This window comes from Serinicoccus shuyuelongi (assembly GCF_045032955.1).
GTDB lineage: Bacteria > Actinomycetota > Actinomycetes > Actinomycetales > Dermatophilaceae > Ornithinicoccus.
Genome location: NZ_JBJFZU010000003.1, coordinates 113,454 through 135,007, shown reverse-complemented (window position 1 = coordinate 135,007; position 21,554 = coordinate 113,454). Strand labels below are relative to the sequence as shown.

Sequence of the window (21,554 nt, the reverse complement as noted above, 5' to 3'; positions counted from 1 at the left end):
ACACTTCTGGGGCTACCGAGCTTCACGAGGTCACACACTACCGCCACCGTAGACGGATCCCGTCATGTGGGTACCCCTCACGAGGGGGTGCCTCGCCACCGGGCGGGGAGGTCGGCCATGACCACCTCGGACAGCCGCCTCTGGTACTCCTCCCGCCCGATCTCGCGCACCCCGAGCGATGCCAGGTGCGGGGTCTGCCACTGCACGTCCAGCAGCCAGGGGGCCCCGTCCTCGGAGAGCACCTCCACCAGGGCGACGAGGGCCACCTTGGAGGCGTCGGTGGCGCGGTGGAACATCGACTCGCCGGCGAACAGCCGCCCCAGTGCCAGGCCGTAGAGGCCGCCGACCAGCAACCCCCGGTGCCACACCTCGACCGAGTGCGCCCAGCCCAGGGTGTGCAGCCTGCCGTAGGCGGCGGCGATCTGCGGGGTGATCCAGCCGCCCTCCCGGGCGGGGTCGGCGCAACCGTCCAGCACGGCGGCGAAGGCGCGGTCGACGCTCACCTCGTACCGGCGGGCCGCCCGGCGCAGCGAGCGGCTCACGTGCAGGTCCCCCGGCAGCAGCACGCCCCGCGGGTCGGGCGCCCACCAGCCGAGGGTGTCCGAGCCCTGCTCGCCGCCCAGCCCCATCGGGAAGAGCCCGGCCCGGTACGCCGAGAGCACCGTCCCCGGTTCCAGGTCCGCCCCGACCCCGACCAGGTCCTCGCCCGGTGCCGCACCGGCACCGTCGAGGTCCCAGCGTGAGGCGGCCGGCTCGATCGGCATGGACTCGTTCCTCTCCCCCGGGGACCGGACGTGGCAGGGGCGGGACACCGTGATGTCCCGCCCCTGCCACGTCACCCGCGGTGCGCCTGTTCAGCCGAAGCTGTCACCGCAGGCGCAGGAGCTGCCCGCGTTCGGGTTGTCGATGGTGAAGCCCTGCTTCTCGATGGTGTCGGCGAAGTCGATAGAGGCACCGTCCAGGTAGGGCGAGCTCATCCGGTCGACGACGACCTCGACACCCTCGAACTCGGCGACCAGGTCGCCGTCGAGGGTGCGCTCGTCGAAGTACAGCTGGTAGATGAGGCCGGAGCATCCGCCGGGCTGCACGCCGATGCGCAGCCGCAGGTCGTCCCGACCCTCCTGGTCCAGCAGGCTCTTCACCTTGGAGGCGGCCACGTCGGTCAGGATGACGCCGTGGCTGCGCGTGGTCTGCGTCTCGGTCATGCGCTCGGGTCCTCTCGTGAGGGAAGGTCGTGCTGGGGGGAACGTCGGCCCCTCGGCCGGTTGTTCCCGTACTTCCAGGGTACGTCACCGCGGGGCGTGCGGCGGGGGCGGCGGGGGTGGTGTCCAGGTCCGGGCGACCCGTGCCGCCAGGTCCGCCAGGTCCTCCGTCCCCCGGGGGGCGTAGGAGCCGCTGACCCCCAGCGACATCCCCTCCCGGCGCCCCACGGACACCTCCCGGCCCAGCACCACGGTGGGGGCCGCGACGTCCAGGGCGGCCCGCGCGGTGTCGGCCACCACCCCCTCGTGGACGCTGGTGTAGTCGTACACGTCGGTGACCAGCACCAGCAGCGCCCCCGGCAGCCGGTCCCGGATCCCCAGCTCGTCGAGCAGGAAGCGCGCACCGGTGTCCGTGCGGGCGCCCAGCAGCTGGACGGCATACCCGACCCCACCACCGGCACCGGCCCCGGCCACCCGCTCCGGGCGGCGGGGCAACCCGGTGAGCAGGTCCCGCTGCGGGGGCAGCAGCGCGTTCACCCGGTCGGTGAGCTCACCGAGGCGGGACTCCAGACGTTGGGTCACCTGCGGGTCGACGCCGTGCTCGGCGAGGGTGGCGCTGGCGCCGTGGAAGCCGAGCAGCGAGGCCTCCGTGGTGCTCGCCACCACCAGCTGGGTGTCCGCCCAGTCCCTGCGCACGGCCGGCAGGTCGGCCAGGTCGTCCCCGGCGCCGAGGGCCCGGAGCAGGCCGGCCCCGCCGTCGTGGCAGGCCAGCGGCCCGACGCCGACGACGACCCGCTGCGCGCCGAGCTCCCGTGCCAGCAGCAGGGCGCGGCCGACCCCGGCGCTGGACAGCTCCCCCGGGTCCGCCAGCAGGCCGGGGTCCGCGAGGTGCCGTCCGGCGATCTGCGCCGTGTCCAGGTATGCCGTCGCGCCGCTGGTCCCGTCCCGCCGGACCAGGGTGATCACCGCGGGCACCGGCCGACCGGTGGGACCGGGCACCACCACCGGGTGGGTGGCGGTGTCCGTCCCGCACCGCTCGGCGACCAGCTCACCGAAGCCGGCCCCGCCGTCGTGCCCGGCGTGCGCCTCCACCCGGACGTGCGGTGCCGTCCGGGCCCACCCCCGGGCCACGTCCTCAGCGGCACCGGGCGGCAACCGGTCACCCGAACGGTCGGTGACGACCACCACCCGTGGCGGGCCAGGCATACCCGCCGACCTCAGCCGTAGACCATCTGCATCGCCTCGCGCACCTGCGCGAGGGTCTGCTCGGCGACCTCGTTGGCGCGGGCGTCACCGGTGGCCAGCACCTGGCGCAGGTGGCCGGGGTCGGCCGCCAGCTCGGCGCGGCGGGCGCGGACCGGGGCCAGGTGCTCGTTGACCGCCTCGGTCACCAGTGCCTTGAGCGCCCCCGACCCGCCGTCACCGATCTCGTCCGCGACGGCGTGCGGGTCCCGCCCGGTGGTGAGCGCGGCGAGCAGCACCAGGTTGGAGACCTCAGGCCGGGCCACCGGGTCGTAGCCGATGTGCCGGTCGGCGTCGGTCACCGCCTTCTTGATCGCCTTCGCGGTCTCGTCCGCGCTCATCCGCAGCTCGATGACGTTGCCCCGGGACTTGCTCATCTTCTGCCCGTCGGTGCCCAGCAGGTTCGGCACCTCCGACAGCAGCGCGTCCGGCGGCGGGAAGACCGGCCGGCTCGCGTCCCCGGCGCGGCCGTACCGCTCGTCGAACCGGCGGGCCACCACCCGGGTCTGCTCCAGGTGCGGCAGCTGGTCCTTGCCCACCGGCACCACGTTGGCCTTGCAGAACAGGATGTCCGCCGCCTGGTGCACCGGGTAGGTGAGCATCAGGCCGGTCATCGGGCGGCCCCCGGTGGCGTCCTGCTCGGCCTTCACGGTCGGGTTGCGCCGCAGCTCGCTGTCCGTGACCAGGGACAGGAAAGGCAGCATCAGCTGGTTCAGCGCCGGGACCTGCGAGTGCGCGAAGATCGTCGTCCTGGCCGGGTCGATGCCGACGGCGAGATAGTCGGTGAGCAGCGAGAAGACCCGCTCCTGCAGCGAGCCGACCGAGTCGCGGTCGGTGATCACCTGGTAGTCGGCGATCAGCACCCAGGTGTCCAGGCCCTTGTCCTGCAGCGCCACCCGGTTGCGCAGGCTGCCGAAGTAGTGGCCCAGGTGCAGGTGGCCGGTGGGCCGGTCACCGGTCAGCATCCGGTAGCGCTCCGGGGCGACCTCGAGGTCGGCGGAGATCTGCTCGCTGCGCAGCACGGTGCGCTGCAGCGACGCGTCGGAGGTGGAGTCGGCGAGGGCCTCGCCGATGAGGTCGTCGGGCTCGTGCGGCTGGTCGGTCACGGTCGACGATGCTATCGGTGCCACGGCGGGCGGTTCACCGCCCGCCCGGCTCAGCCCAGCGACTCGCGCCCGTGCGGTGCGGACCAGCCGCTGGTGTCCGGGCCCTTGGGCACCACCCCGGTGGGGTTGATGTCCCGGTGGGTGGCGTAGTAGTGCGCCTTGACGTGCTCCAGGTCGGTGGTGGACCCGAAGTCCCAGGTCTGCCACAGGTCACGGGCGTAGGCCCACAGCACCGGCATCTCGGTGAGCTTCTGACGGTTGCACTTGAAGTGACCGTGGTAGGCGGCGTCGAAGCGGACCAGGGTCGGCCACAGCCGCACGTCGGCCAGGGTCAGCTGGTCGCCGACCAGGTAGCGCCGGCCGGAGAGCCGCTGCTCCAGCTGGTCCAGCCGGGAGAAGAGCTGGTCGTAGGCCTGTTCGTAGGCCTCCTGGGACCCCGCGAAGCCGCACCGGTAGACGCCGTTGTTGACGTCCCGGTAGACCTCGGCGGAGACCTCCTCGATCTCGTCCCGCAGGTGCTCGGGCCACAGGTCGGGGGCGCCCTCGCGGTGGTGCTCGGACCACTCGGTGACCAGGTCCTTGACCATCTGGTCGAAGTCGTTGGTCACCACCCGGCCGGTGGTGGTGTCGACGAAGGCCGGCACCGTCACCCCGGACTCGGGGTAGCCCTCGGGACGGGCGTCGTAGGCGTCCTTGAGCTTGGGTATGCCCAGCACCGGGTCCACGCCGCCGGGGTCCAGGTCGAAGGTCCAGGAGTCGGCGTCGTGCACCGGACCGCAGACGGCCATCGGGATGGCCTCCTCCAGGCCCAGCAGGTGCCGGGTGAGGATCATCCGGTGCGCCCACGGGCAGGCGCGGGAGACCACCAGCCGGTAGCGCCCGGGCTCCACCGGGAACCCGTCGCGCCCGTCCCGGGTGATGCGCTCCGGGATGTAGCGGGTCTTGCGCTCGAAGCCGCCGCCGGTGTTGACGTAGCTGCCCTGGTTCGTGCCCTCGTCGTCGTTACCCATGCTCCCCATCCTCGCCCATCGTCCCGAGCCGTTCCAGCAGGAGTGCCTCGGCCAGGCATACCCGCTCGAACTCGCCCAGGTGCAGGCTCTCGTTGGCGGCGTGCGCCCGGGTGTCCGGGTCCTCCACGCCGGTGACCAGGATGGCGGCCTCGGGGAAGCGCTGCGCGAAGGCCGCCACGAACGGGATCGAGCCGCCCACGCCGATGTCCACCGGGGCGACGCCGTCCCAGGCGTCGGTGAAGGCCTGCCGCGCCGCGTCGTAGACGGGGCCTTGGGCGTCGGCGGCGAAGCCGGCGCCGTCGTCGACCAGGGTGACCTCCACGCCGCAGCCCCACGGCGCGTGCCGCTGCAGGTGGGCACGCAGCTCCTGGTAGGCGGTGCGCGGGTCCTCCGCGGGGTGGATCCGCATCGAGACCTTGGCCCGGCCGACCGGGGTGAGCAGGTTGGCCGCGACGTCCACCGCCGGGGCGTCGATGCCGATCACGGTCACCGACGGCTGGGTCCACATCCGGGACAGCAGGGAGCCGGTCCCGATCGGGCGGACCCCCGGGGGCAGGCCGGCGTCCGCGCGCAGGTCCTCCTCGGTGAAGTCCAGCTCGGCCGCCTCGGAACGCATCAGGTTCGGGACCGCGACGTCGCCGACCTCGTCGTGCAGGGTGGCCAGCAGCCGGCACAGGGCGGTCAGCCCGTCCGGCACCGCACCGCCGTAGAGGCCGCTGTGGAGCCCGTGCTCCAGCGCCCGCACCTCGACCACCACCCGCACCATGCCGCGCAGCGTGGTGGTCAGCGCGGGGACCCCGACCTTCCAGTTGTGCGAGTCGGCGAGCACGATCGCGTCGCAGGCCAGCAGGTCCCCGTGCCGGTCCAGGATGGTGGGCAACGAGTCCGAGCCGACCTCCTCCTCGCCCTCCACGAAGACGGTGACCCCCACCGGTGGCCGGCCGCCGTGCGCGCGCAGCGCCGCGACGTGCGCCAGCACCCCGGCCTTGTCGTCGGCCACCCCGCGGGCGTAGAGCCGCTCTCCCACCTGGGTGGGCTCGAAGACGGGGGTGTCCCAGTCCGCGTCGTCGCCGGGCGGCTGGACGTCGTGGTGCGCGTACAGCAGCACGGTCGGCGCCCCGGGCGGCGCCGGCAGCCGGCCGATCACGGCCGGACGCCCGCCCTCGCGGACGACCACCACCGCCAGCCCTTCGGCCCGCAGCAGGTCGGCGGTGGCGGCAGCGCTGTCGTCCACGTGCCGCTGGTCGAAGGAGTCCAGGGACACGGACGGTATGCGGGTCAGCGCCTCCAGGTCGGAGCGCACCCCCGGCATCAGGTCACGCATCCGTGCGGTGAGCTCGGCGGTGCGCCCCGCGGCGCCGGACTGGTCGTTCGTCGTCGGATCCACGAGAGCCGAGCCTAACCACCGGTGGCCCGGGGCACGATGCGTACACTGAGCACGTGGTTTTTGGGAGAAGGTCCAAGGAGCTGACCGAGGCGCACACGGAAGCCGTGACGAGCCCGGTCGCCCCCGGTGACCCCTCGCGGCCGGTCGGCAAGGGCCGCCCGACCCCCCGCCGGCGCGACTCCGAGGCGGCGAACCGCCGCCCGCTCGTGGTCGACCGCAAGTCGATGACCGCCGACCAGAAGGCCAAGCAGCGCGCCGAGCGCGCCAAGGCCCGGGAGGCGATGCTCCGGGGAGAGGAGCGCTACCTCCCGGCCCGGGACCGCGGTCCCGAGCGGCGGTTCCTGCGCGACTCGGTGGACTCGCGGTGGAACGTGGGCGAGATCCTGCTCCCCGCGATGATCGGCGTGCTGGCGATCTCGCTGCTGCCGTTCGCCTGGTCCCGGATGGGCACCTTCGCGGTGGCCTACGGCCTCATGCTCTTCGGCGTCGTCGACTGCTGGCTGCTGTGGCGCCGGACCAAGAAGAGGTATGCGCAGGAGTTCGGCCAGGACCCGGGCAAGGGCTCCGCCTGGTACGTCGTGCTGCGGGCCTTCCAGATGCGCGGCAGCCGCATCCCTCGCCCAGCGGTGGGGCGTGGCGACACGCCGGTCCGCCGCTGACCGACCGCAGCCCGACCGACCGAGGAGCTCGTTCAGCCATGACGTCCACCCTGGTGCTGGGCAACGCGCCCGGTGACGTGTCGCGGCACGCCGACACCCTGCTCCGCCCGCACCACGGGGTGACCCGGGTGGGCGGCAGCACCGACGACCTGACCCGGGCCCTGATGGCAGCGCGGGGGCCGGTGCTGGTGGAGGACGTCCCCGGCTGGCTGGCCGGGCAGCTCGGCACGCGCCTCCCGCTGGACCCCCCGGCTGCGCAGCGGCAGGTGGACGACCAGCTGGACGAGCTGGTGGTCGCCCTGCAGGCCCTCCCCTTCGACGTGGTGGTGCTGAGCCGGGAGACGGCGCCCGCCGGCGCCCACACCGAGCCCGCTCAGGCGCTGCTGCACGACCTCCTCGAGCGGGTGAACCGACGCCTCTCCGCGGCCTGTCGACGGGTGCACCTGGTGGCCGCGGGCCGGGTGCTGGACATCTCCGGCGCCCCGCTCGTCGGCCACTGATCAGCCGCCGCCTGCTCAGCCGGCGGCGCCCCCGGTGACGAACGGCGGCCTGCTCATCTCGACCTCGACCCGACGTCCCCGGACGTCGACCACCAGCGGCGTGCCCTCGGCGATCGTGCGGTCCAGCAGCGCGAGCGCCACCCCGCGCCTGAGGGTGGGCCCGAAGGTGCCCGAGGTGACCACCCCGACCTCGGTCCCGTCCTGGTCGAGCACGGTGCACCCGGCCCGGGGGATCCCCCGACCGGTGACCAGCAGGCCCCGCGAGAGCCGGCACTCCTTGGCCTCGCGCTGACGGGTGAGTGCCTCCTTGCCCCAGAAGGCGGGCTTGTCCCAGCCGACGGCCCAGGCGGTCCGGCCCATCACCGGGGTGATCTCGCGGGACAGCTCGTTGCCGTGCAGGGCATACCCCATTTCGGTGCGCAGCGTGTCCCGGGCACCGAGCCCGCACGGGATGCCGGCGTACGGCTCCATCGCCGCCACCAGCGCGTCCCACAGCGCGCCGGCGTCCGCGGCCGCACAGACCAGCTCGTAGCCGCGCTCACCGGTGTAGCCGGTGCGGCACACGGTGACCGGGACGCCCTCCCAGGTGGTGTCCACGAAGCTCATGTACCCGTGCCCGGTCGGCAGCCCGAGGGCGGTCATCACCTCGTCGACCGCGGGTCCCTGCAGCGCCAGGATGGCGTGCTCCCGGTGCTCGTCCGACACCTCCACCCCGGCGGGCGCCTCCAGTTGCAGCCGGCGGACCACCTCGGCCGTGTTGGCGGCGTTGGGGATGAGGAAGACGTCGTCCTCGCTGCGCAGGTAGGCGATCAGGTCGTCCACCACGCCGCCGTCCTCGTCGCAGCACAGCGTGTACTGGGCCTTACCCGGCTCGATCCGGTCCAGGTCGTTGGCCAGGCAGGTGTTGAGGAAGTCCTTGGCGCCGGGGCCGCGCACCGACGCGTTGCCCAGGTGCGAGACGTCGAAGAGACCGACGCGCTCGCGGACCGCGGTGTGCTCGGCCACCACCCCACCGCCGGGGTACTCGATCGGCATCGACCAGCCACTGAAGTCGGCCATCTTGGCACCGAGCACGACGTGCCGGTCGTGCAGCGGGGACGTCATCGTCGTGGAGTCGCTCATGGTCGGTCAGCCTAGTGCTCGGGGTGTGGCCTAGTCTCGGGCGGCAGGACCCGATCCCCGACGACAAGGACGTGACATGGCGCCCCGCACCACCACCAGCTTCACCAGCTCCGCACCCGCCGACCTCCCGGGCGACGCCCTGGTCATCGGGGCCACGAAGAAGGCCGGCAGCCTGAGCCTGCTCGAGGGGCACGGGCTGAGCGAGAGCACGGCCGCCGCGCTGCTGGAGACCCTGGCCGCCCTCGGCGCCGAGGGCGGCGCAGACGAGATCACCCGGGTGGCAGGAGTGGAGGGCGTCGCCGCGTCCGTCGTCGTGGTGGTCGGCGTCGCGAGCAGCGGCCCGGCCCCGCGCAGCGAGCAGCTGCGGCGGGCCGCCGGCATCGCCGCCCGTGCGCTGGCCGGTCGTTCCTCGGCCGTCCTCGCGCTCGGCCAGCAGGACCGCGCGCAGGCGCAGGCGGTGGCCGAGGGCGCCGTGCTCGGCGCCTACAGCTTCGACCAGCAGCACGGCGTCGGCAAAGCCGAGTCGGCGAAGGCGCCGCTGGCCTCGGTCACCGTGGTCGGCGTCGACGAGAAGGAGGCCGGGGCGGCCGGCGGCGAGGTCGACGCGCTCGCGTCGGCGGTCTGCTACGCCCGGGACCTGGTCAACACCCCGCCCAACCTGCTCTACCCGGAGACCTTCGCCGACTCGGTGCTGGAGCGGGCGGCCGGCACCGGCGTCGAGGTCGAGGTCTGGGAGCCCGAGCGGCTGGTCGCCGAGGGCTGCGGCGGCATCGTCGGCGTCGGGCAGGGATCCGGGCGCGGCCCGCGGCTGGTGACCCTGCGCTACACGCCCGAGGGCGCGAACACCCACCTGGCCCTGGTCGGCAAGGGCATCACCTTCGACTCCGGCGGCCTGTGCCTCAAGCCGGGCGCCTCGATGGTCACCATGAAGATGGACATGGGCGGCGCCGCCGCCTGCGCCGCGGCGACCCTGGCCATCGCCGAGCTGGGCCTGCCGGTCCAGGTGACGGCATACCTGTGCCTGGCGGAGAACATGACCGGCGACCTCGCGCAGCGACCCGGCGACGTGGTCACCATGCGCGGCGGTCGCACCGTCGAGATCATCAACACCGACGCCGAGGGCCGGCTGGTGATGGCCGACGGCCTGGCGCTGGCCTCCGAGCAGCAGCCGGACGCCATCGTCGACGTGGCCACCCTGACCGGTGCCTGCATCGTCGCCCTCGGCGAGCGGACGATGGGCGTGATGGGCAACGACGACGGGCTGCGGGACACCCTGGTCCGGCTGGGCACCGAGGCCGGCGACACCGCCTGGGCGCTGCCCATGCCCGAGGAGCTGCGGCCCACCCTGGACACCCCGGTGGCGGACCTCAAGCACACCGGCGAGCGCTCGGCCGGCGCGATGGTGGCGGCGACCTTCCTGCAGGAGTTCGTCGGCACCCGCGGGTCCGACACGGGCGATGACGAGGGCGAGTCCGCGCAGATCCCGTGGGCCCACCTGGACATCGCCGGGCCGGCCTTCAACGAGAAGTCCCCCTGGGGCTACCACCCCAAGGGCGGCACCGGCGCCGGCGTGCGCTCGCTGGTGGCGCTGGCCCGCTCCTACGCCGGCTGAGACCCAGGACGGCACGAGGGGCACCGTCCGCCGTGGCGGATGGTGCCCCTCGCGTCCGTGCGACGGTCCGACGTCAGCCGCTCTTGCGGCGGAACATCTGCTGCGACCCCGAGGTCTTGGCGTCACGCGCGTGCGCGACCTTGCCGTGCTCGGAATGGTCGGAGACGTCCGTCCCTCCGTGGGCCTGCTTCTTCTCCAGGGCCTCGCGGAACTTGGCCTTGACGTCGTCCGTGACCGGAGAGTCGTTCATCGGCCACCTCCTCACCTCGTCGGGACATGACCGGGTCAGCCTCGCACGCCGGGCCACCGGCTGCCACCGGTTTCCTCGGAGGTGGCAGGATGACGCCCATGCCGATGACGACGTACGACATCGTGATCCTCGGTGGCGGCAGCGGCGGGTACGCCTGCGCGCTGCGTGCGGCGCAGCTGGGGCTGCGCGTCGCCCTGGTGGAGAAGGACAAGCTCGGTGGGACCTGCCTGCACCGCGGCTGCATCCCCACCAAGGCCCTGCTGCACAGCGCCGAGGTCGCCGACTCCGCCCGCGGCTCCGCGACCTACGGGGTCCGCAGCACCTTCGAGGGGATCGACCTGGAGGCCGTGCACCGCTACAAGGACGGAGTCGTCGGGCGGTTGCACAAGGGCCTGCAGGGGCTGGTCCGGGCGGCTGAGGGCATCACCTACGTCGAGGGCGAGGGCGTCCTCGACGGCCCGGGGACCGTCCGGGTCGGCGACCAGGAGCTCGCCGGCGACCACGTGGTGCTGGCCACCGGGTCCTTCGCCCGCACCCTGCCCGGGATCGAGATCGGCGGCCGCATCATGACCAGCGACCAGGCCCAGAACCTGAGCGAGGTCCCGGACCGGGCGATCGTGCTGGGCGGTGGGGTCATCGGCGTCGAGTTCGCCTCGGTGCTGCGCAGCTTCGGCGCGGAGGTCACCGTGGTGGAGGCGCTGGACCGGCTGGTCCCGGGTGAGGAGCCCACCATCAGCAGCCACCTGCAGCGAGCCTTCCGCAAGCGGGGGATCACCTCGCGCACCGGTGTCTCGGTGTCCGGCGTCACCCAGGACGAGGCGGGCGTCCAGGTCGAGCTGGACGGTGGCGAGCAGCTGTCCGCCGAGCTGCTGCTGGTCGCGGTGGGACGCGGCCCGCGCAGCGAGGGGCTGGGGTATGCCGAGGCGGGCGTCACCCTGGACCGCGGGTTCGTGCAGGTCGACGAGCGGCTGCGCACCGGCGTCGGGACCGTCCGCGCCGTCGGCGACCTGGTCGCGGGGGTCCAGCTGGCCCACCGCGGGTTCGCCCACGGGATCTTTGTGGCCGAGGACATCGCGGGGCTCGACCCGGAACCGGTCCGTGACCACCTGGTCCCGAAGGTGACCTACTGCGAGCCGGAGATCGCCTCGGTGGGGCTCACCGAGGCGAAGGCCCGCGAGCAGCACGGCGAGGCCACCGCCTACGAGTACAACCTGGGCGGCAACGGCAAGTCGCAGATCCTCGGCACCGCCGGCCTGGTACGACTGGTCCGTGCCGGCACGGACGGGCCGGTGGTCGGCGTGCACATGATCGGCTCGCGGATGGGCGAGCAGGTCGGCGAGGCGCAGCTCATCGTCGGCTGGGAGGCCCTGCCCGAGGAGGTGGCGGCCTTCGTGCACGCCCACCCGACCCAGAACGAGGCGCTCGGCGAGGCCCACCTGGCGCTCGCGGGCAAGCCGCTGCACGCCCACTCCTGACCCGGTGCCACCACGCCCGCCGCGGCGGCACCAACACCCGTAGACTGCAAGCCCCGGACGAGGAGAGAGTCACAGACATGTCGGAACGTGTATCGATGCCCGCCCTCGGTGAGTCCGTCACCGAAGGCACCGTCACCCGCTGGCTGAAGAGCGTCGGCGACTCCGTGGAGGTCGACGAGCCGTTGCTCGAGGTGTCGACCGACAAGGTCGATACCGAGATCCCCTCCCCCGTGGCCGGTGTGCTGCAGGAGATCCTCGCCGAGGAGGACGAGACCGTCGAGGTCGGCGCCGACCTGTGCGTCGTCGGTGACGGTGAGGCCGGTTCCGGGTCCGACGAGGGCGGCGACTCCGCCGACGCGTCGCAGGAGTCGGAGCAGCCGCAGGCCGAAGAGCCCGAGCAGGACGAGGAGCCCCAGCAGGACGAGGAGCCCCAGCAGGACCAGGAGCCCGAGCAGGCGGCGCCGCAGCAGGAGTCGAGCTCGCAGGACGAGCCCTCCGGCGGCGGCTCCTCCGACGGTGGCTCCTCCGAGGGCGAGACCGTCACGATGCCGGCACTCGGCGAGTCCGTGACCGAGGGCACGGTCACCCGCTGGCTCAAGTCCGAGGGCGACACCGTCGAGGTCGACGAGCCGCTGCTCGAGGTCTCCACCGACAAGGTCGACACCGAGATCCCGTCCCCGGTCGCCGGGGTGCTGACGAAGATCATCGCCGCGGAGGACGACACCGTCGAGGTCGGCGGCGAGCTCGCGGTCATCGGTGGCAGCGCGTCCGGCTCCGGCGGCTCCTCCGAGGACACGGCCGAGAAGGACGAGAAGAAGGACGAGCAGCCGCAGCAGGACGAGGCGCAGTCCAAGGACTCCGACTCCGAGCATTCCGAGGAGTCCGGCGACCTCGCCGAGGAGGCCCGCACCCAGGAGAAGGCCGCCAAGGACTCCGCCGAGAAGTCCGGGGGCTCCGGCGGCGACGACGCCGACGACTCCGGTGTCGCGGTCGGGGTGGGCACCACCACCTCCGAGAACGGCACCACCTCGCACAAGGACGCCGACGGCGACGGCACGGCCGACACCCAGCAGCAGGCCGACGCTCCGCGCGCCGCCAACCAGGACGTCTCGGCCTACGTCACCCCGCTGGTGCGCAAGCTCGCGTCCCAGCACGGGGTCGACCTCGGCTCCCTGCAGGGCACCGGTGTCGGTGGCCGCATCCGTAAGCAGGACGTGCTGGACGCCGCCGCCAAGGCCAAGGAGGAGCCCCCCGCTCCGGCCGCCGAGGAGAAGGCGCCCGCCGCCGAGGAGAAGGCTCCGGCCGCCTCCGCGCCGAGCAGCAGCGCGGCGCCGTCCGGGGACAGCAAGCGGGGCAGCACGGAGAAGATGTCGCGCCTGCGCAAGGTGATCGCCGCACGGATGGTGGAGTCGCTGCAGACCAGCGCCCAGCTGACCACGGTGATCGAGGTCGACGTCACCCGGATCTCTCGGATGCGTCGCCGGGTCAAGGACGAGTTCCTGCAGCGCGAGGGCACCAAGCTCTCGTTCATGCCGTTCTTCGCGATGGCGGCGATCGAGGCGCTCAAGGAGCACCCGATCGTCAACGCCAGCGTCGAGGACGACTCGATCGTCTACCACGCCGCCGAGCACCTCGGGGTCGCGGTCGACACCCCGCGCGGGCTGCTGGTCCCGGTCATCAAGGACGCCGGTGACCTGAACATCGCGGGGCTGGCGCGCAAGATCGCGGACCTGGCGGCACGGACCCGGGACAACAAGGTGACCCCGGACGAGCTGTCGGGCGGCACCTTCACGCTGACCAACACCGGGTCGCGGGGTGCGCTCTTCGACACCCCGATCATCAACCAGCCCAACGTCGGCATCCTGGGCACCGGCGCGGTCGTCAAGCGCCCGGTGGTCATCACCGACGAGGACGGGATGGAGACGATCGCGATCCGCGACATGGTCTACCTCGCGATCAGCTACGACCACCGCGTGGTCGACGGCGCGGACGCCGCCCGCTTCCTCTCGACGATGAAGGAGCGCCTCGAGGAGGCGCACTTCGAGGTCTGAGGACCGGGCCGGGATGAGCGACACCGACGGCACGTCCGGATCCTCCAGGGTCGCCATCACCGGCGCGTCCGGGTTGATCGGCTCCGCGTTGTCGGAGGCGCTGCGCGGGCGCGGTGACCAGGTGCTGCACCTGGTGCGCCGCGCCCCGCGGCCCGCGGCGGAGCTCCCCGTCGGGGTCGCCGAGCTGCAGTGGTCCCCCGGCGAGGACCTGGCCCCCGGTGCGCTCGCGGACGTGACCGGTGTCGTGCACCTGGCCGGTGCCGGGATCGGCGACCAGCGCTGGTCGGCGTCCCGCAAGCGGCTGCTGGTCTCCTCCCGGCTGGACGGCACCAGCACCGTCGCCAGGGCCCTCGCGGAGCAGGCGAGGACCGGACAGGTTCCACGCCTGGTGTCCGGCTCGGCGGTGGGCTACTACGGGGACCGCGGGGACGAGGTCCTCACCGAGGCCAGCGCCCCGGGCGAGGGCTTCCTGGCCCGGCTCACCGGCAGCTGGGAGGGCGCCACCCGCCCCGCCGAGGAGGCCGGGGTCCCGGTGGCGCTCGCGCGCACGGGCATCGTGCTGTCGGCCCGGGGTGGGGCCCTGGGCCGACTGCTGCCGCTGGTGCGTCTGGGCCTGGGGGGCCCGCTCGCGGGCGGACGTGCCTACTGGCCCTGGATCACCCTGCACGACCAGGTGCGGGCGCTGCTGTTCCTCCTGGACCGGCCCGAGGTCACCGGTCCCGTCAACCTGGCCGGCCCGCACCCGGCCACCCAGGCTGCCGTCACCACGGCGCTCGCCCGTGAGCTCGGGCGACCGTCCTTCCTGCCCGCCCCGGGCCTGGCCTTGCGGGTCGTGCTGGGCGAGATGGCGCAGGAGATCCTCGCCTCCGCCAAGGTGCTGCCCACCGTGCTCACCGACGCCGGGTTCACCTTCACCCACCCGGACCTGGTCTCCGCCGCCGCCTGGGTCGTCGAGGACAGCCGCGGCGAGACCGGTCGGGACGGTCTCAGCGGGCGGCCGGCTCCCAGGAGCTGAGCAGCCAGCCGGTCTCGGTCGGCACCACCTCCAGCCGCACCCGGTCCTGCCGCTCCGGCTCGCGCAGCACCACCTCCTCCCCCCGGTATGCCCGGACGGCCCCGCGTGAGAGCAGCGCCTCCACGACGAGCAGGTCGTCCTCCTCGGCCAGCACCTCCATCGCGTCGACCCGGAAGGTGACCTCCGGGTAGGACACCCCCGCGTCCCGCACCTGCTCCAGCGCCCCCTGCTCCCGGGCCTGCGCCTCGGACCCCGGGACGACCACGGCGTCCAGCAGCGACGGGTCGGCGGCCTCCCAGGCGTCCGCCCGGCGGTCGAGCAGCGACTGCAGCGCACTCGCCGGCGGCACCGTGGCTGCGGGCTCGGGCGTGGTGGGCGGTGCCGTCGTGGGCAGTGCCGTCGTGGGCGGTGCTGTCGCGGTGGGCTCGGACGGCTCCGTGCCGGTGGCGGTGGTGGCGGCGCCGACCGGCCGGTCCACCAGGGTGGTCGGACCGCCGGTCCTCGGCCACAGCGCCAGGAGCACCATCGCCAGCAGCGCCGCGGCCGTCACCCCCAGCACCCCCAGGGTCAGGGCCGGGCGCGGGCCCGCCACCGCCGGGTCGGCCCGGTGCAGCCCGGCGCGGCCCGGCGGGTGGCCGGTGCGGCCCGGCGGGTGGCCGGTGCGGCCGGGAGGTCGCCCACGCCCGCGGCGCCACCGACGGCCCCGGGTGGGCGGCTCGAGGTCCGACGCGTCCTCGAGCGCCACCTGCCGCAGCCGGCGGGTGACCCCGTGCGCGGCGTCTGCGTCCGGCGCCACCTCCACCGGCTCCGGGGCGGCGACCTCCATCACGGCGCCGGCCACCTCCTGGGCGTCCGGCCGGTCCTCCGGCTCCGGGGACAGGCACCGGTTCACCAGCTCGACGACGACCGGGGACAGCTCCGGCGCCACCTCGGCGAGCGGGCGCCGGTCGTAGCCCGGCCCCGGGGGTGAGCCCACCAGGCACAGCCAGGCCAGGGCACCCAGCTGGTAGACGTCGGAGGCGGAGGCGGCCGGGAACCCCTCGAGCACCTCGGGGGCGACCATGCCGTCCATCCCGCCGGTGCCCAGTCCGCGCAGCCCCGGTTCACCGACCACCCGGGCGGTGCCGAGGTCCGCGAGCAACGGCATACCGTCGCGGCGGAAGAGCAGGTTGCCGGTGGACAGGTCGCCGTGCACCACGCCCTCGCGGTGCAGGTCGGCCAGCGTGGTGGCCACCGGGTGCAGGACGGTGACCAGCTCGCCTGGCGAGAGCAGCCGCCGTCGGGCGAGCACCTGGGCGAGGGAGCCGCCCCCGGCCAGCCTGGTCACCAGCACCACCGCCTCCGGGCGCCCGTCCGCGCCGAGCAGCGGCAGCACGTCGTAGAGGTGCAGCACGTGCGGGTGCCGCACCCTGGCCAGCAGCCCGGCCTCGGCGAGCGCGGACGCGACCTGCCCGGGTCCCGGCCGGACCACCTTCAGCGCCACCTCCAGGTCGTCGACCGTGCGCCGGGCACGCCACACCTGCGCGCTGCCGCCCGCACCGAGCGGACCGAGGACCTCGTACCCGGGCAGCGTCGGAGGGTGCATACCCCGAGCGTGCCCGAGCGGGAGGCGACCGCGCAGAGGTTGTCCACAGGGTGCTCGGCCGGGCGGACTACGATGGCGGTATGCGTTTCGAGCACCTCGGGTTCGCCCCCGCCGCGGTCGACTACCTGGCGGCCTGGGCGCACCAGCGGGAGGTCCACGCCCAGGTCGTCGCCGGCGAGCTGCCGGACACGGTGCTGCTGCTGGAGCACGAGGCGGTCTACACCGCCGGCAAACGCACCGAGCCGCACGAGCGCCCGTTGGACGGCACCCCGGTGGTGGACGTCGACCGTGGCGGCAAGATCACCTGGCACGGCCCGGGCCAGCTGGTCGGCTACCCGATCGTGCACCTGCCCTCCCCCGTGGACGTCGTCGCGCACGTGCGCCGCCTGGAGGACGTGATGATCGGGGTATGCCGTGAGCTGGGGGTCGCGACCACCCGCGTCGAGGGACGCTCGGGGGTGTGGCTGCCGGGGGACGCGACCGCGCCGGAGCGCAAGATCGGGGCTATCGGGCTGCGCGTCAGCAAGGACGTGACGATGCACGGCTTCGCGCTGAACTGCGACTGCGACCTGGGCTGGGCCGACGCCATCGTGCCGTGCGGCATCGCGGACGCCGGCGTCACCTCGCTGTCCCGCGAGCTGGGCCGCGACGTGGGCGTCGCGGAGGTGCTGCCGATCGTGACGGCTCACCTCGAGCGGGTCCTGGACCCGGTCACCGCCTCCCGCTGAGGACACGCGGTCCCCGCCTCCCCACGCACGGGTCCCGGCACGGTTGACTGATCCCCGCAGGGGCCGGACCGTGATCCGGCGGAGGAGGAGCAGCATGGGCGCACCGGTCGTCGACGAGACGCTGGCGGTCAGCACGCGGGGGCTGCGCAAGACCTACCGGACGCTGCGGGGGACCCGGGTCGCCGTCCACGGGTTGGACCTGGACGTGCCGTCCGGCGGCGTGCACGGTTTCCTCGGCCCCAACGGGTCGGGCAAGACCACCACCATCCGGATGCTGCTCGGGCTGACCCGGGCCGACGCGGGCACGATGCACCTCTTCGGCACCCCGGTGCCGAGGTCGCTGCCGCGGGTGATCGACCGGGTCGGGGCCATCGTGGAGTCACCGACCTTCTTCCCCAGCTTCACCGGCCACCGCAACCTCGCCCTGCTCGCGGAGGCCATCGGCACCCCGCCGGCCCGGGTCGACGAGGTGCTGGACGAGGTGGGTCTGGGAGCCCGGGGACGGGACACCTTCCGCTCCTACTCGCTCGGGATGAAGCAGCGGCTGGCGATCGCCGCCACCCTGCTGAAGTCCCCCGACCTGCTGATCTTCGACGAACCCACGAACGGGCTCGACCCGGCCGGCATCCACGAGATCAGGAGCACCATGCGCCGGCTCGCCGACGAGGGCCGGACCGTGCTGGTGAGCAGCCACATCCTCTCCGAGGTCGAGCAGATCGCGGACACCGTCTCGATCATCGGTCGGGGCCGGGTGCTCGCACAGGGCTCGGTGGCCGGCCTGATCGGGGCAGGTGGGGAGAGCGTCGAGGTCGGGGTGAAGCACCCCGGGGCGGCGGCGCGCGCGCTCCGGGACGAGGGCTTCACCGTGGACTGGCTGGCCCTGCCCCGTGGCACGGATGCCGCCGACGGCCTGCGCGAGTACCACGACGCCGAAGAGGCAGGCCTGCTCACGGTCACCGGCGCCGAACCGGGTGAGATCACCCGGGTGCTCGCCGGGAAGGGGCTGTGGGTGGAACGCCTGGTCCCCAGCCGCCGCGGCCTGGAGCAGATCTTCCTCGAGCTGACCGAGGCGGAGGGGCTGCCCACGCCCGCCCGGGCCCCGGGCCGGGGTGCGGCATGACCCGGCTGCTGCGGGTCGAGCTGCGCCGCCTGTTCACCCGGCGCGCCCCCTGGCTGGCCCTGGTGGCGGCGGCGCTGGTGGCGCTGGCCGCGCTCTGGGGCGTGCACCAGCAGGCGAACCAGATCGACCGTGCGCGCTCCGGCGCCGACACCGCCCTGCAGCAGGAGCTGGAGCGGTGGGAGCAGGAGGGCGAGCAGTGGGTCGCCGACTGCGAACGAGAGCAGGACTCCGAGCGGCGGCGCACCGGGGACGGCACCATCGACTTCGGCTGCGACCAGATGGGGCCGCCGACGGCCGAGGACTTCTACGGGTCGATGCCCTCGCTCGTCGACCAGTACGACGAGCTGCTGAGGTATCTGGTCTACCCTTTCCTGCTGCTCCCCCTGGCCCTCGGGTCGACGCACGTGGCCGCCGAGTTCAGCCACCGCACGATGGGGACCTGGCTCACGTTCGTGCCGCGACGGGGGCCGGTCTACGCCTCCAAGCTGGGCTCGGCGGCCCTCGCCGCCGTGCCGGTGGTGGGCCTGGGCCTGGTGCTGGTGCTGGTCGGGGTGCCTGCCCTCTTCCGGTGGCACGGCATCGACGACGGGGTCAGCGGTGCCCAGTGGGGCGACCTGCTGTGGAAGGCCGTCCGGATGACGCTCCTCGGTGCCGCCGCCGGTGCCTTCGGGGCCGCGGCCGGCTTCCTGCTGCGGCACAGCGGTGCGGTGATCGGCCTGATGCTCGGCTACCTGACCGTCGTCGAGGGACTCGTGGGTGCCATGCTGCCCTCGCTGAGCCGCTACCTGCTGGGCAAAAACATCGACGCCGTGGTGGACGACGGCACCGAGTGGCGGACCTACGTCGACTGCACCGCCACCGGGCCGTGCCGCGAGGTGGTGCACACCCTGGACCTCGGCCAGGGGGCGCTGCTGCTCGCCCTGGTCCTTACCCTGATGGTGGCGCTGGCGCTGTGGCGCTTCCACCGCTCCGACGTCGAGTAAGCGCCCGGCCAGGGAGCCAGGGTCGGGGCTGTCGGTGGGCGGGCATACGCTGGGTGGGTGGACGCGTTGTCACCACTGACAACGAACCGAGGATGAGGGAGCACCAGTGACCATCGCACCCGAGGGACGCCGCCTGCTGCGCGTGGAGGCACGCAACGCCGAGACGCCGATCGAGCGCAAGCCGTCGTGGATCCGGACCACCGCGAAGATGGGCCCGGAGTACCGCGAGCTGCAGTCCATGGTGAAGGGCGGCGGTCTGCACACCGTCTGCCAGGAAGCCGGCTGCCCCAACATCTTCGAGTGCTGGGAGGACCGCGAGGCGACCTTCCTCATCGGCGGGGACATCTGCACCCGGCGCTGCGACTTCTGCGACATCTCCACCGGGCGGCCCAACCCGCTGGACATGGAGGAGCCGCGCAAGGTGGCCGAGTCGATCCGCACCATGGAGCTGCGCTACGCCACCATCACCGGTGTCGCCCGCGACGACCAGAAGGACGGCGCGGCCTGGCTGTACGCCGAGGTCATCCGCAAGGTGCACGAGCTGAACCCGACCACCGGCGTGGAGATCCTCCCGCCCGACTTCGGCGCGGTCCCCGAGCTCGTGCAGCAGGTCTTCGACGCCCGCCCCGAGGTCTTCGCGCACAACCTGGAGACGGTGCCGCGCATCTTCAAGAAGATCCGCCCCGCCTTCACCTACGACAAGTCCCTGCGGGTGCTGTCGATGGCCCGGGACAACGAGCTGGTGACCAAGTCCAACCTCATCCTCGGCATGGGTGAGACCGATGAGGAGATCGAGCAGGCCATCCGCGACCTGCACGAGGCCGGGTGCGACATCCTCACCATCACGCAGTACCTGCGCCCTTCCAAGCTGCACCACCCGATCGACCGCTGGGTGAAGCCGCAGGAGTTCGTGCACTGGTCGGAGAAGGCCGAGGAGATCGGCTTCAAGGGCGTCATGGCCGGTCCCCTGGTCCGCAGCTCCTACCGCGCGGGCAAGCTCTACGCCCAGGCCATGCGCCGCTGGGGCCGCGCGGTGCCCGAGCACCTCTCGCACCTGGAGCAGCAGGCCGTGGCGGACATCCCGGCACGGCAGGAGGCCGCCTCGCTGGTGGCCGCGGAGCAGGGACAGGACAGCCTCCGCGCCCACGTATCCTGATCCCTATGTCGTCTTCCGCCACGGACCCCGCGCCGAAGAAGGGTCTCTTCGGGCGCACCAAGAAGCCCAAGAAGGTCAAGGACCCGAACAACCCGGGACGCATCGCGCAGATGCGCCAGGTCTTCACCATGACCCGCAAGGCCGACCCGGCCGCGGTCTGGTGGATGGCCCTGGCGGCCCTCGCCGTGCTGGTCGTCGCCGTCCTGATAGGCCTGTGGTGGGGCCAGGTCGCCTACATGCTCATCCTCGGGGTGCCGCTGGCCGTCCTGGCCGCGGTCATCGTGCTCGGCCGGCGCGCCGAACGGGCTGCCTTCGCCCAGATCGAGGGCCAGCCCGGGGCCTCGTCGGCCATCCTGCAGCAGCTGCGACGCGGCTGGTTCTACGACCAGGAGCCGGTGGCCGCGGAGGCCGGCGGCCAGGTGCGCGGTATGCGCGACCTGCACAACGCGGCCATGGTCTTCCGGGCGGTGGGACGGCCCGGGGTCGTGCTCATCTCCGAGGGGCCGAAAGGGTCCGCACAGCGGCTGTCCAAGGCCGAGCAGCGCAAGGTCTCGCGGGTGGTGGGTGACGAGGTGCCGGTGCACACGATCAACGTCGGCAAGGGCGAGGGGCAGACACCCTTGCGCGACGTCGTGAAGACCATCAAGAAGCTCCCCAAACGGCTCTCCAAGGACGAGGCGCTGGTGGTGCAGCAACGGATGAAGGCCCTGGGCGGTAGGCAGCGCTCCTCCGTCCCCGCCGGCATGGACCCGACCCGTCCCCCACGCGCCAGCCGCAAGTCCCTCCGGGGGCGCTGACAGCCTCCCAGCACCCTCCCTGAGGCCCGACCGTCGAGAGACGGTCGGGCCTCTCTCGTTCCCGCTGGTTCATCGTTGTCATACCCCTGCTTTCTTGCGTCCTTTCCCTGGCGTCACCGAACGCATTCCTTACCCGTTCTCGGCGACCGATTCTGCACCACCTGCCACATCGTTCACCCTCCCTCGCGCGCGCGGATTCATCCGCGCGGGCGCGCGTACGTCGCCGGATTCAGTTCCGTTCAACGTCTCATGGTGACGATTCGTTCAAGAAAGGGCAACAGGAACGCGTCGATCTTCACCCTTTGGGGTGATTTCGTCACGACTTGGCAAAGAGCCTTGCCGCCCTTCTTCTCGTCACATATCTTTCGTAGCGACTTGGGACGACGAAAGGACGACGGAATGTACAAAGTTGGCGGCGGAGGAGCTGTGGCTGCCGGTGGAGGACTTGCCTACACCGGAGCACCACTCTTTGCTTATGCGCTCGTGGGCGTGGCACTCCTGGTGCTCTCGCTCATGGCGTACCGGTTCGCCTCGGTGCGCGGCGAGGGCTGATA

The 21,554-nt window shown here is 73.1% G+C and carries 21 protein-coding genes; 12 read left to right on the top strand and 9 right to left on the bottom strand.

All coding sequences use genetic code 11. The features are described from left to right. Positions 1-77: 77 nt before the first annotated feature. The 6 genes from aat to ACI3EY_RS05060 form a co-directional block, all read right to left on the bottom strand. Positions 78-764, bottom strand: coding sequence for a leucyl/phenylalanyl-tRNA--protein transferase (gene aat, locus ACI3EY_RS05085; RefSeq protein WP_405037799.1), 687 nt, complete (start codon positions 762-764; stop codon positions 78-80). A gap of 90 nt (positions 765-854) precedes the next feature. Then, the gene (gene erpA / locus ACI3EY_RS05080) at positions 855-1,205 is read right to left on the bottom strand and encodes an iron-sulfur cluster insertion protein ErpA (RefSeq protein WP_405037798.1); all 351 of its coding nucleotides are present in this window, start codon (positions 1,203-1,205) and stop codon (positions 855-857) included. A gap of 84 nt (positions 1,206-1,289) precedes the next feature. Beyond that, positions 1,290-2,408: a glycerate kinase gene (locus ACI3EY_RS05075; RefSeq protein ID WP_405039633.1), complete on the bottom strand. Its 1,119-nt coding sequence runs from the start codon at positions 2,406-2,408 to the stop codon at positions 1,290-1,292. An 11-nt stretch (positions 2,409-2,419) separates the two neighbouring features. Beyond that, entirely contained in the window at positions 2,420-3,517 is a 1,098-nt protein-coding gene (gene trpS, locus ACI3EY_RS05070; RefSeq protein WP_434056916.1) for a tryptophan--tRNA ligase, read from the bottom strand. A gap of 83 nt (positions 3,518-3,600) precedes the next feature. Beyond that, the gene (locus ACI3EY_RS05065) at positions 3,601-4,560 is read right to left on the bottom strand and encodes a glutathione S-transferase family protein (RefSeq protein ID WP_405039632.1); all 960 of its coding nucleotides are present in this window, start codon (positions 4,558-4,560) and stop codon (positions 3,601-3,603) included. Next, the gene (locus ACI3EY_RS05060) at positions 4,553-5,947 is read right to left on the bottom strand and encodes a dipeptidase (protein ID WP_405039631.1); all 1,395 of its coding nucleotides are present in this window, start codon (positions 5,945-5,947) and stop codon (positions 4,553-4,555) included. Before ACI3EY_RS05060 ends, ACI3EY_RS05065 begins: the two co-directional genes overlap by 8 nt. A 53-nt stretch (positions 5,948-6,000) precedes the next feature. On the opposite strand from ACI3EY_RS05060, the gene ACI3EY_RS05055 reads away from it, so the two are divergent. Further along, positions 6,001-6,606, top strand: a complete 606-nt coding sequence (locus ACI3EY_RS05055; protein WP_405039630.1) for a DUF3043 domain-containing protein — start codon at positions 6,001-6,003, stop codon at positions 6,604-6,606. 38 nt (positions 6,607-6,644) lie between these two features. After that, the gene (locus tag ACI3EY_RS05050; protein WP_405039629.1) at positions 6,645-7,106 is read left to right on the top strand and encodes a bifunctional adenosylcobinamide kinase/adenosylcobinamide-phosphate guanylyltransferase; all 462 of its coding nucleotides are present in this window, start codon (positions 6,645-6,647) and stop codon (positions 7,104-7,106) included. A gap of 15 nt (positions 7,107-7,121) precedes the next feature. On the opposite strand, the gene gcvT is transcribed toward ACI3EY_RS05050, so the two are convergent. Then, positions 7,122-8,228: a glycine cleavage system aminomethyltransferase GcvT gene (gene gcvT / locus ACI3EY_RS05045; protein ID WP_405039628.1), complete on the bottom strand. Its 1,107-nt coding sequence runs from the start codon at positions 8,226-8,228 to the stop codon at positions 7,122-7,124. A gap of 76 nt (positions 8,229-8,304) precedes the next feature. Here gcvT and ACI3EY_RS05040 point away from each other — a divergent pair, with 76 nt between their 5' ends. Beyond that, complete coding sequence (locus ACI3EY_RS05040) at positions 8,305-9,840, top strand: leucyl aminopeptidase (protein ID WP_405037790.1); 1,536 nt, start codon at positions 8,305-8,307, stop codon at positions 9,838-9,840. 73 nt (positions 9,841-9,913) lie between these two features. On the opposite strand, the gene ACI3EY_RS05035 is transcribed toward ACI3EY_RS05040, so the two are convergent. Beyond that, positions 9,914-10,090, bottom strand: coding sequence for a DUF5302 domain-containing protein (locus tag ACI3EY_RS05035; protein ID WP_405037789.1), 177 nt, complete (start codon positions 10,088-10,090; stop codon positions 9,914-9,916). Positions 10,091-10,179: 89 nt separating this feature from the next. On the opposite strand from ACI3EY_RS05035, the gene lpdA reads away from it, so the two are divergent. The 3 genes from lpdA (at position 10,180) to ACI3EY_RS05020 (ending at position 14,631) form a co-directional block, all read left to right on the top strand. Beyond that, a complete protein-coding gene (gene lpdA, locus ACI3EY_RS05030; RefSeq protein WP_405039627.1) occupies positions 10,180-11,565 on the top strand; it encodes a dihydrolipoyl dehydrogenase in 1,386 nt (461 codons plus the stop codon). 77 nt (positions 11,566-11,642) lie between these two features. Then, complete coding sequence (gene sucB / locus ACI3EY_RS05025; protein ID WP_405039626.1) at positions 11,643-13,616, top strand: 2-oxoglutarate dehydrogenase, E2 component, dihydrolipoamide succinyltransferase; 1,974 nt, start codon at positions 11,643-11,645, stop codon at positions 13,614-13,616. 13 nt (positions 13,617-13,629) lie between these two features. Next, positions 13,630-14,631: a TIGR01777 family oxidoreductase gene (locus ACI3EY_RS05020; RefSeq protein WP_405039625.1), complete on the top strand. Its 1,002-nt coding sequence runs from the start codon at positions 13,630-13,632 to the stop codon at positions 14,629-14,631. Here the strand turns inward: ACI3EY_RS05020 and ACI3EY_RS05015 are convergent. After that, entirely contained in the window at positions 14,603-16,216 is a 1,614-nt protein-coding gene (locus ACI3EY_RS05015) for a serine/threonine-protein kinase (protein ID WP_405039624.1), read from the bottom strand. The genes ACI3EY_RS05020 and ACI3EY_RS05015 overlap by 29 nt on opposite strands. A gap of 80 nt (positions 16,217-16,296) precedes the next feature. On the opposite strand from ACI3EY_RS05015, the gene lipB reads away from it, so the two are divergent. The 6 genes from lipB (at position 16,297) to ACI3EY_RS04985 (ending at position 21,552) form a co-directional block, all read left to right on the top strand. Then, positions 16,297-16,944, top strand: coding sequence for a lipoyl(octanoyl) transferase LipB (gene lipB, locus ACI3EY_RS05010; RefSeq protein WP_405039623.1), 648 nt, complete (start codon positions 16,297-16,299; stop codon positions 16,942-16,944). A 94-nt stretch (positions 16,945-17,038) separates the two neighbouring features. Then, positions 17,039-18,064 carry an ABC transporter ATP-binding protein gene (locus ACI3EY_RS05005; RefSeq protein WP_405037783.1) on the top strand — a complete coding sequence of 342 codons (1,026 nt, stop codon included), beginning with the start codon at positions 17,039-17,041 and terminating at the stop codon, positions 18,062-18,064. Next, complete coding sequence (locus ACI3EY_RS05000) at positions 18,061-19,047, top strand: ABC transporter permease subunit (RefSeq protein ID WP_405039622.1); 987 nt, start codon at positions 18,061-18,063, stop codon at positions 19,045-19,047. Before ACI3EY_RS05005 ends, ACI3EY_RS05000 begins: the two co-directional genes overlap by 4 nt. Positions 19,048-19,153: 106 nt before the next feature. Then, positions 19,154-20,203 carry a lipoyl synthase gene (lipA, locus tag ACI3EY_RS04995; RefSeq protein WP_405039621.1) on the top strand — a complete coding sequence of 350 codons (1,050 nt, stop codon included), beginning with the start codon at positions 19,154-19,156 and terminating at the stop codon, positions 20,201-20,203. A gap of 5 nt (positions 20,204-20,208) precedes the next feature. Further along, a complete protein-coding gene (locus ACI3EY_RS04990) occupies positions 20,209-21,000 on the top strand; it encodes a DUF4191 domain-containing protein (protein ID WP_405039620.1) in 792 nt (263 codons plus the stop codon). 252 nt (positions 21,001-21,252) lie between these two features. Then, the gene (locus ACI3EY_RS04985; RefSeq protein ID WP_405039619.1) at positions 21,253-21,552 is read left to right on the top strand and encodes a hypothetical protein; all 300 of its coding nucleotides are present in this window, start codon (positions 21,253-21,255) and stop codon (positions 21,550-21,552) included. Positions 21,553-21,554 lie beyond the last annotated feature (2 nt).

Excerpts from the sequence above, each read along its gene's own strand:
- aat (WP_405037799.1), bottom strand. The coding sequence starts at position 764 with ATGCCGATCGAGCCGGCCGCCTCACGCTGGGACCTCGACGGTGCCGGT.
- erpA (WP_405037798.1), bottom strand. The coding sequence starts at position 1,205 with ATGACCGAGACGCAGACCACGCGCAGCCACGGCGTCATCCTGACCGAC.
- ACI3EY_RS05075 (WP_405039633.1), bottom strand. The coding sequence starts at position 2,408 with ATGCCTGGCCCGCCACGGGTGGTGGTCGTCACCGACCGTTCGGGTGAC.
- ACI3EY_RS05065 (WP_405039632.1), bottom strand. The coding sequence starts at position 4,560 with ATGGGTAACGACGACGAGGGCACGAACCAGGGCAGCTACGTCAACACC.
- ACI3EY_RS05050 (WP_405039629.1), top strand. The coding sequence starts at position 6,645 with ATGACGTCCACCCTGGTGCTGGGCAACGCGCCCGGTGACGTGTCGCGG.
- gcvT (WP_405039628.1), bottom strand. The coding sequence starts at position 8,228 with ATGAGCGACTCCACGACGATGACGTCCCCGCTGCACGACCGGCACGTC.
- ACI3EY_RS05040 (WP_405037790.1), top strand. The coding sequence starts at position 8,305 with ATGGCGCCCCGCACCACCACCAGCTTCACCAGCTCCGCACCCGCCGAC.
- ACI3EY_RS05035 (WP_405037789.1), bottom strand. The coding sequence starts at position 10,090 with ATGAACGACTCTCCGGTCACGGACGACGTCAAGGCCAAGTTCCGCGAG.
- lpdA (WP_405039627.1), top strand. The coding sequence starts at position 10,180 with ATGACGCCCATGCCGATGACGACGTACGACATCGTGATCCTCGGTGGC.
- sucB (WP_405039626.1), top strand. The coding sequence starts at position 11,643 with ATGTCGGAACGTGTATCGATGCCCGCCCTCGGTGAGTCCGTCACCGAA.
- ACI3EY_RS05020 (WP_405039625.1), top strand. The coding sequence starts at position 13,630 with ATGAGCGACACCGACGGCACGTCCGGATCCTCCAGGGTCGCCATCACC.
- ACI3EY_RS05015 (WP_405039624.1), bottom strand. The coding sequence starts at position 16,216 with ATGCACCCTCCGACGCTGCCCGGGTACGAGGTCCTCGGTCCGCTCGGT.
- lipB (WP_405039623.1), top strand. The coding sequence starts at position 16,297 with ATGCGTTTCGAGCACCTCGGGTTCGCCCCCGCCGCGGTCGACTACCTG.
- ACI3EY_RS05005 (WP_405037783.1), top strand. The coding sequence starts at position 17,039 with ATGGGCGCACCGGTCGTCGACGAGACGCTGGCGGTCAGCACGCGGGGG.
- ACI3EY_RS05000 (WP_405039622.1), top strand. The coding sequence starts at position 18,061 with ATGACCCGGCTGCTGCGGGTCGAGCTGCGCCGCCTGTTCACCCGGCGC.
- ACI3EY_RS04990 (WP_405039620.1), top strand. The coding sequence starts at position 20,209 with ATGTCGTCTTCCGCCACGGACCCCGCGCCGAAGAAGGGTCTCTTCGGG.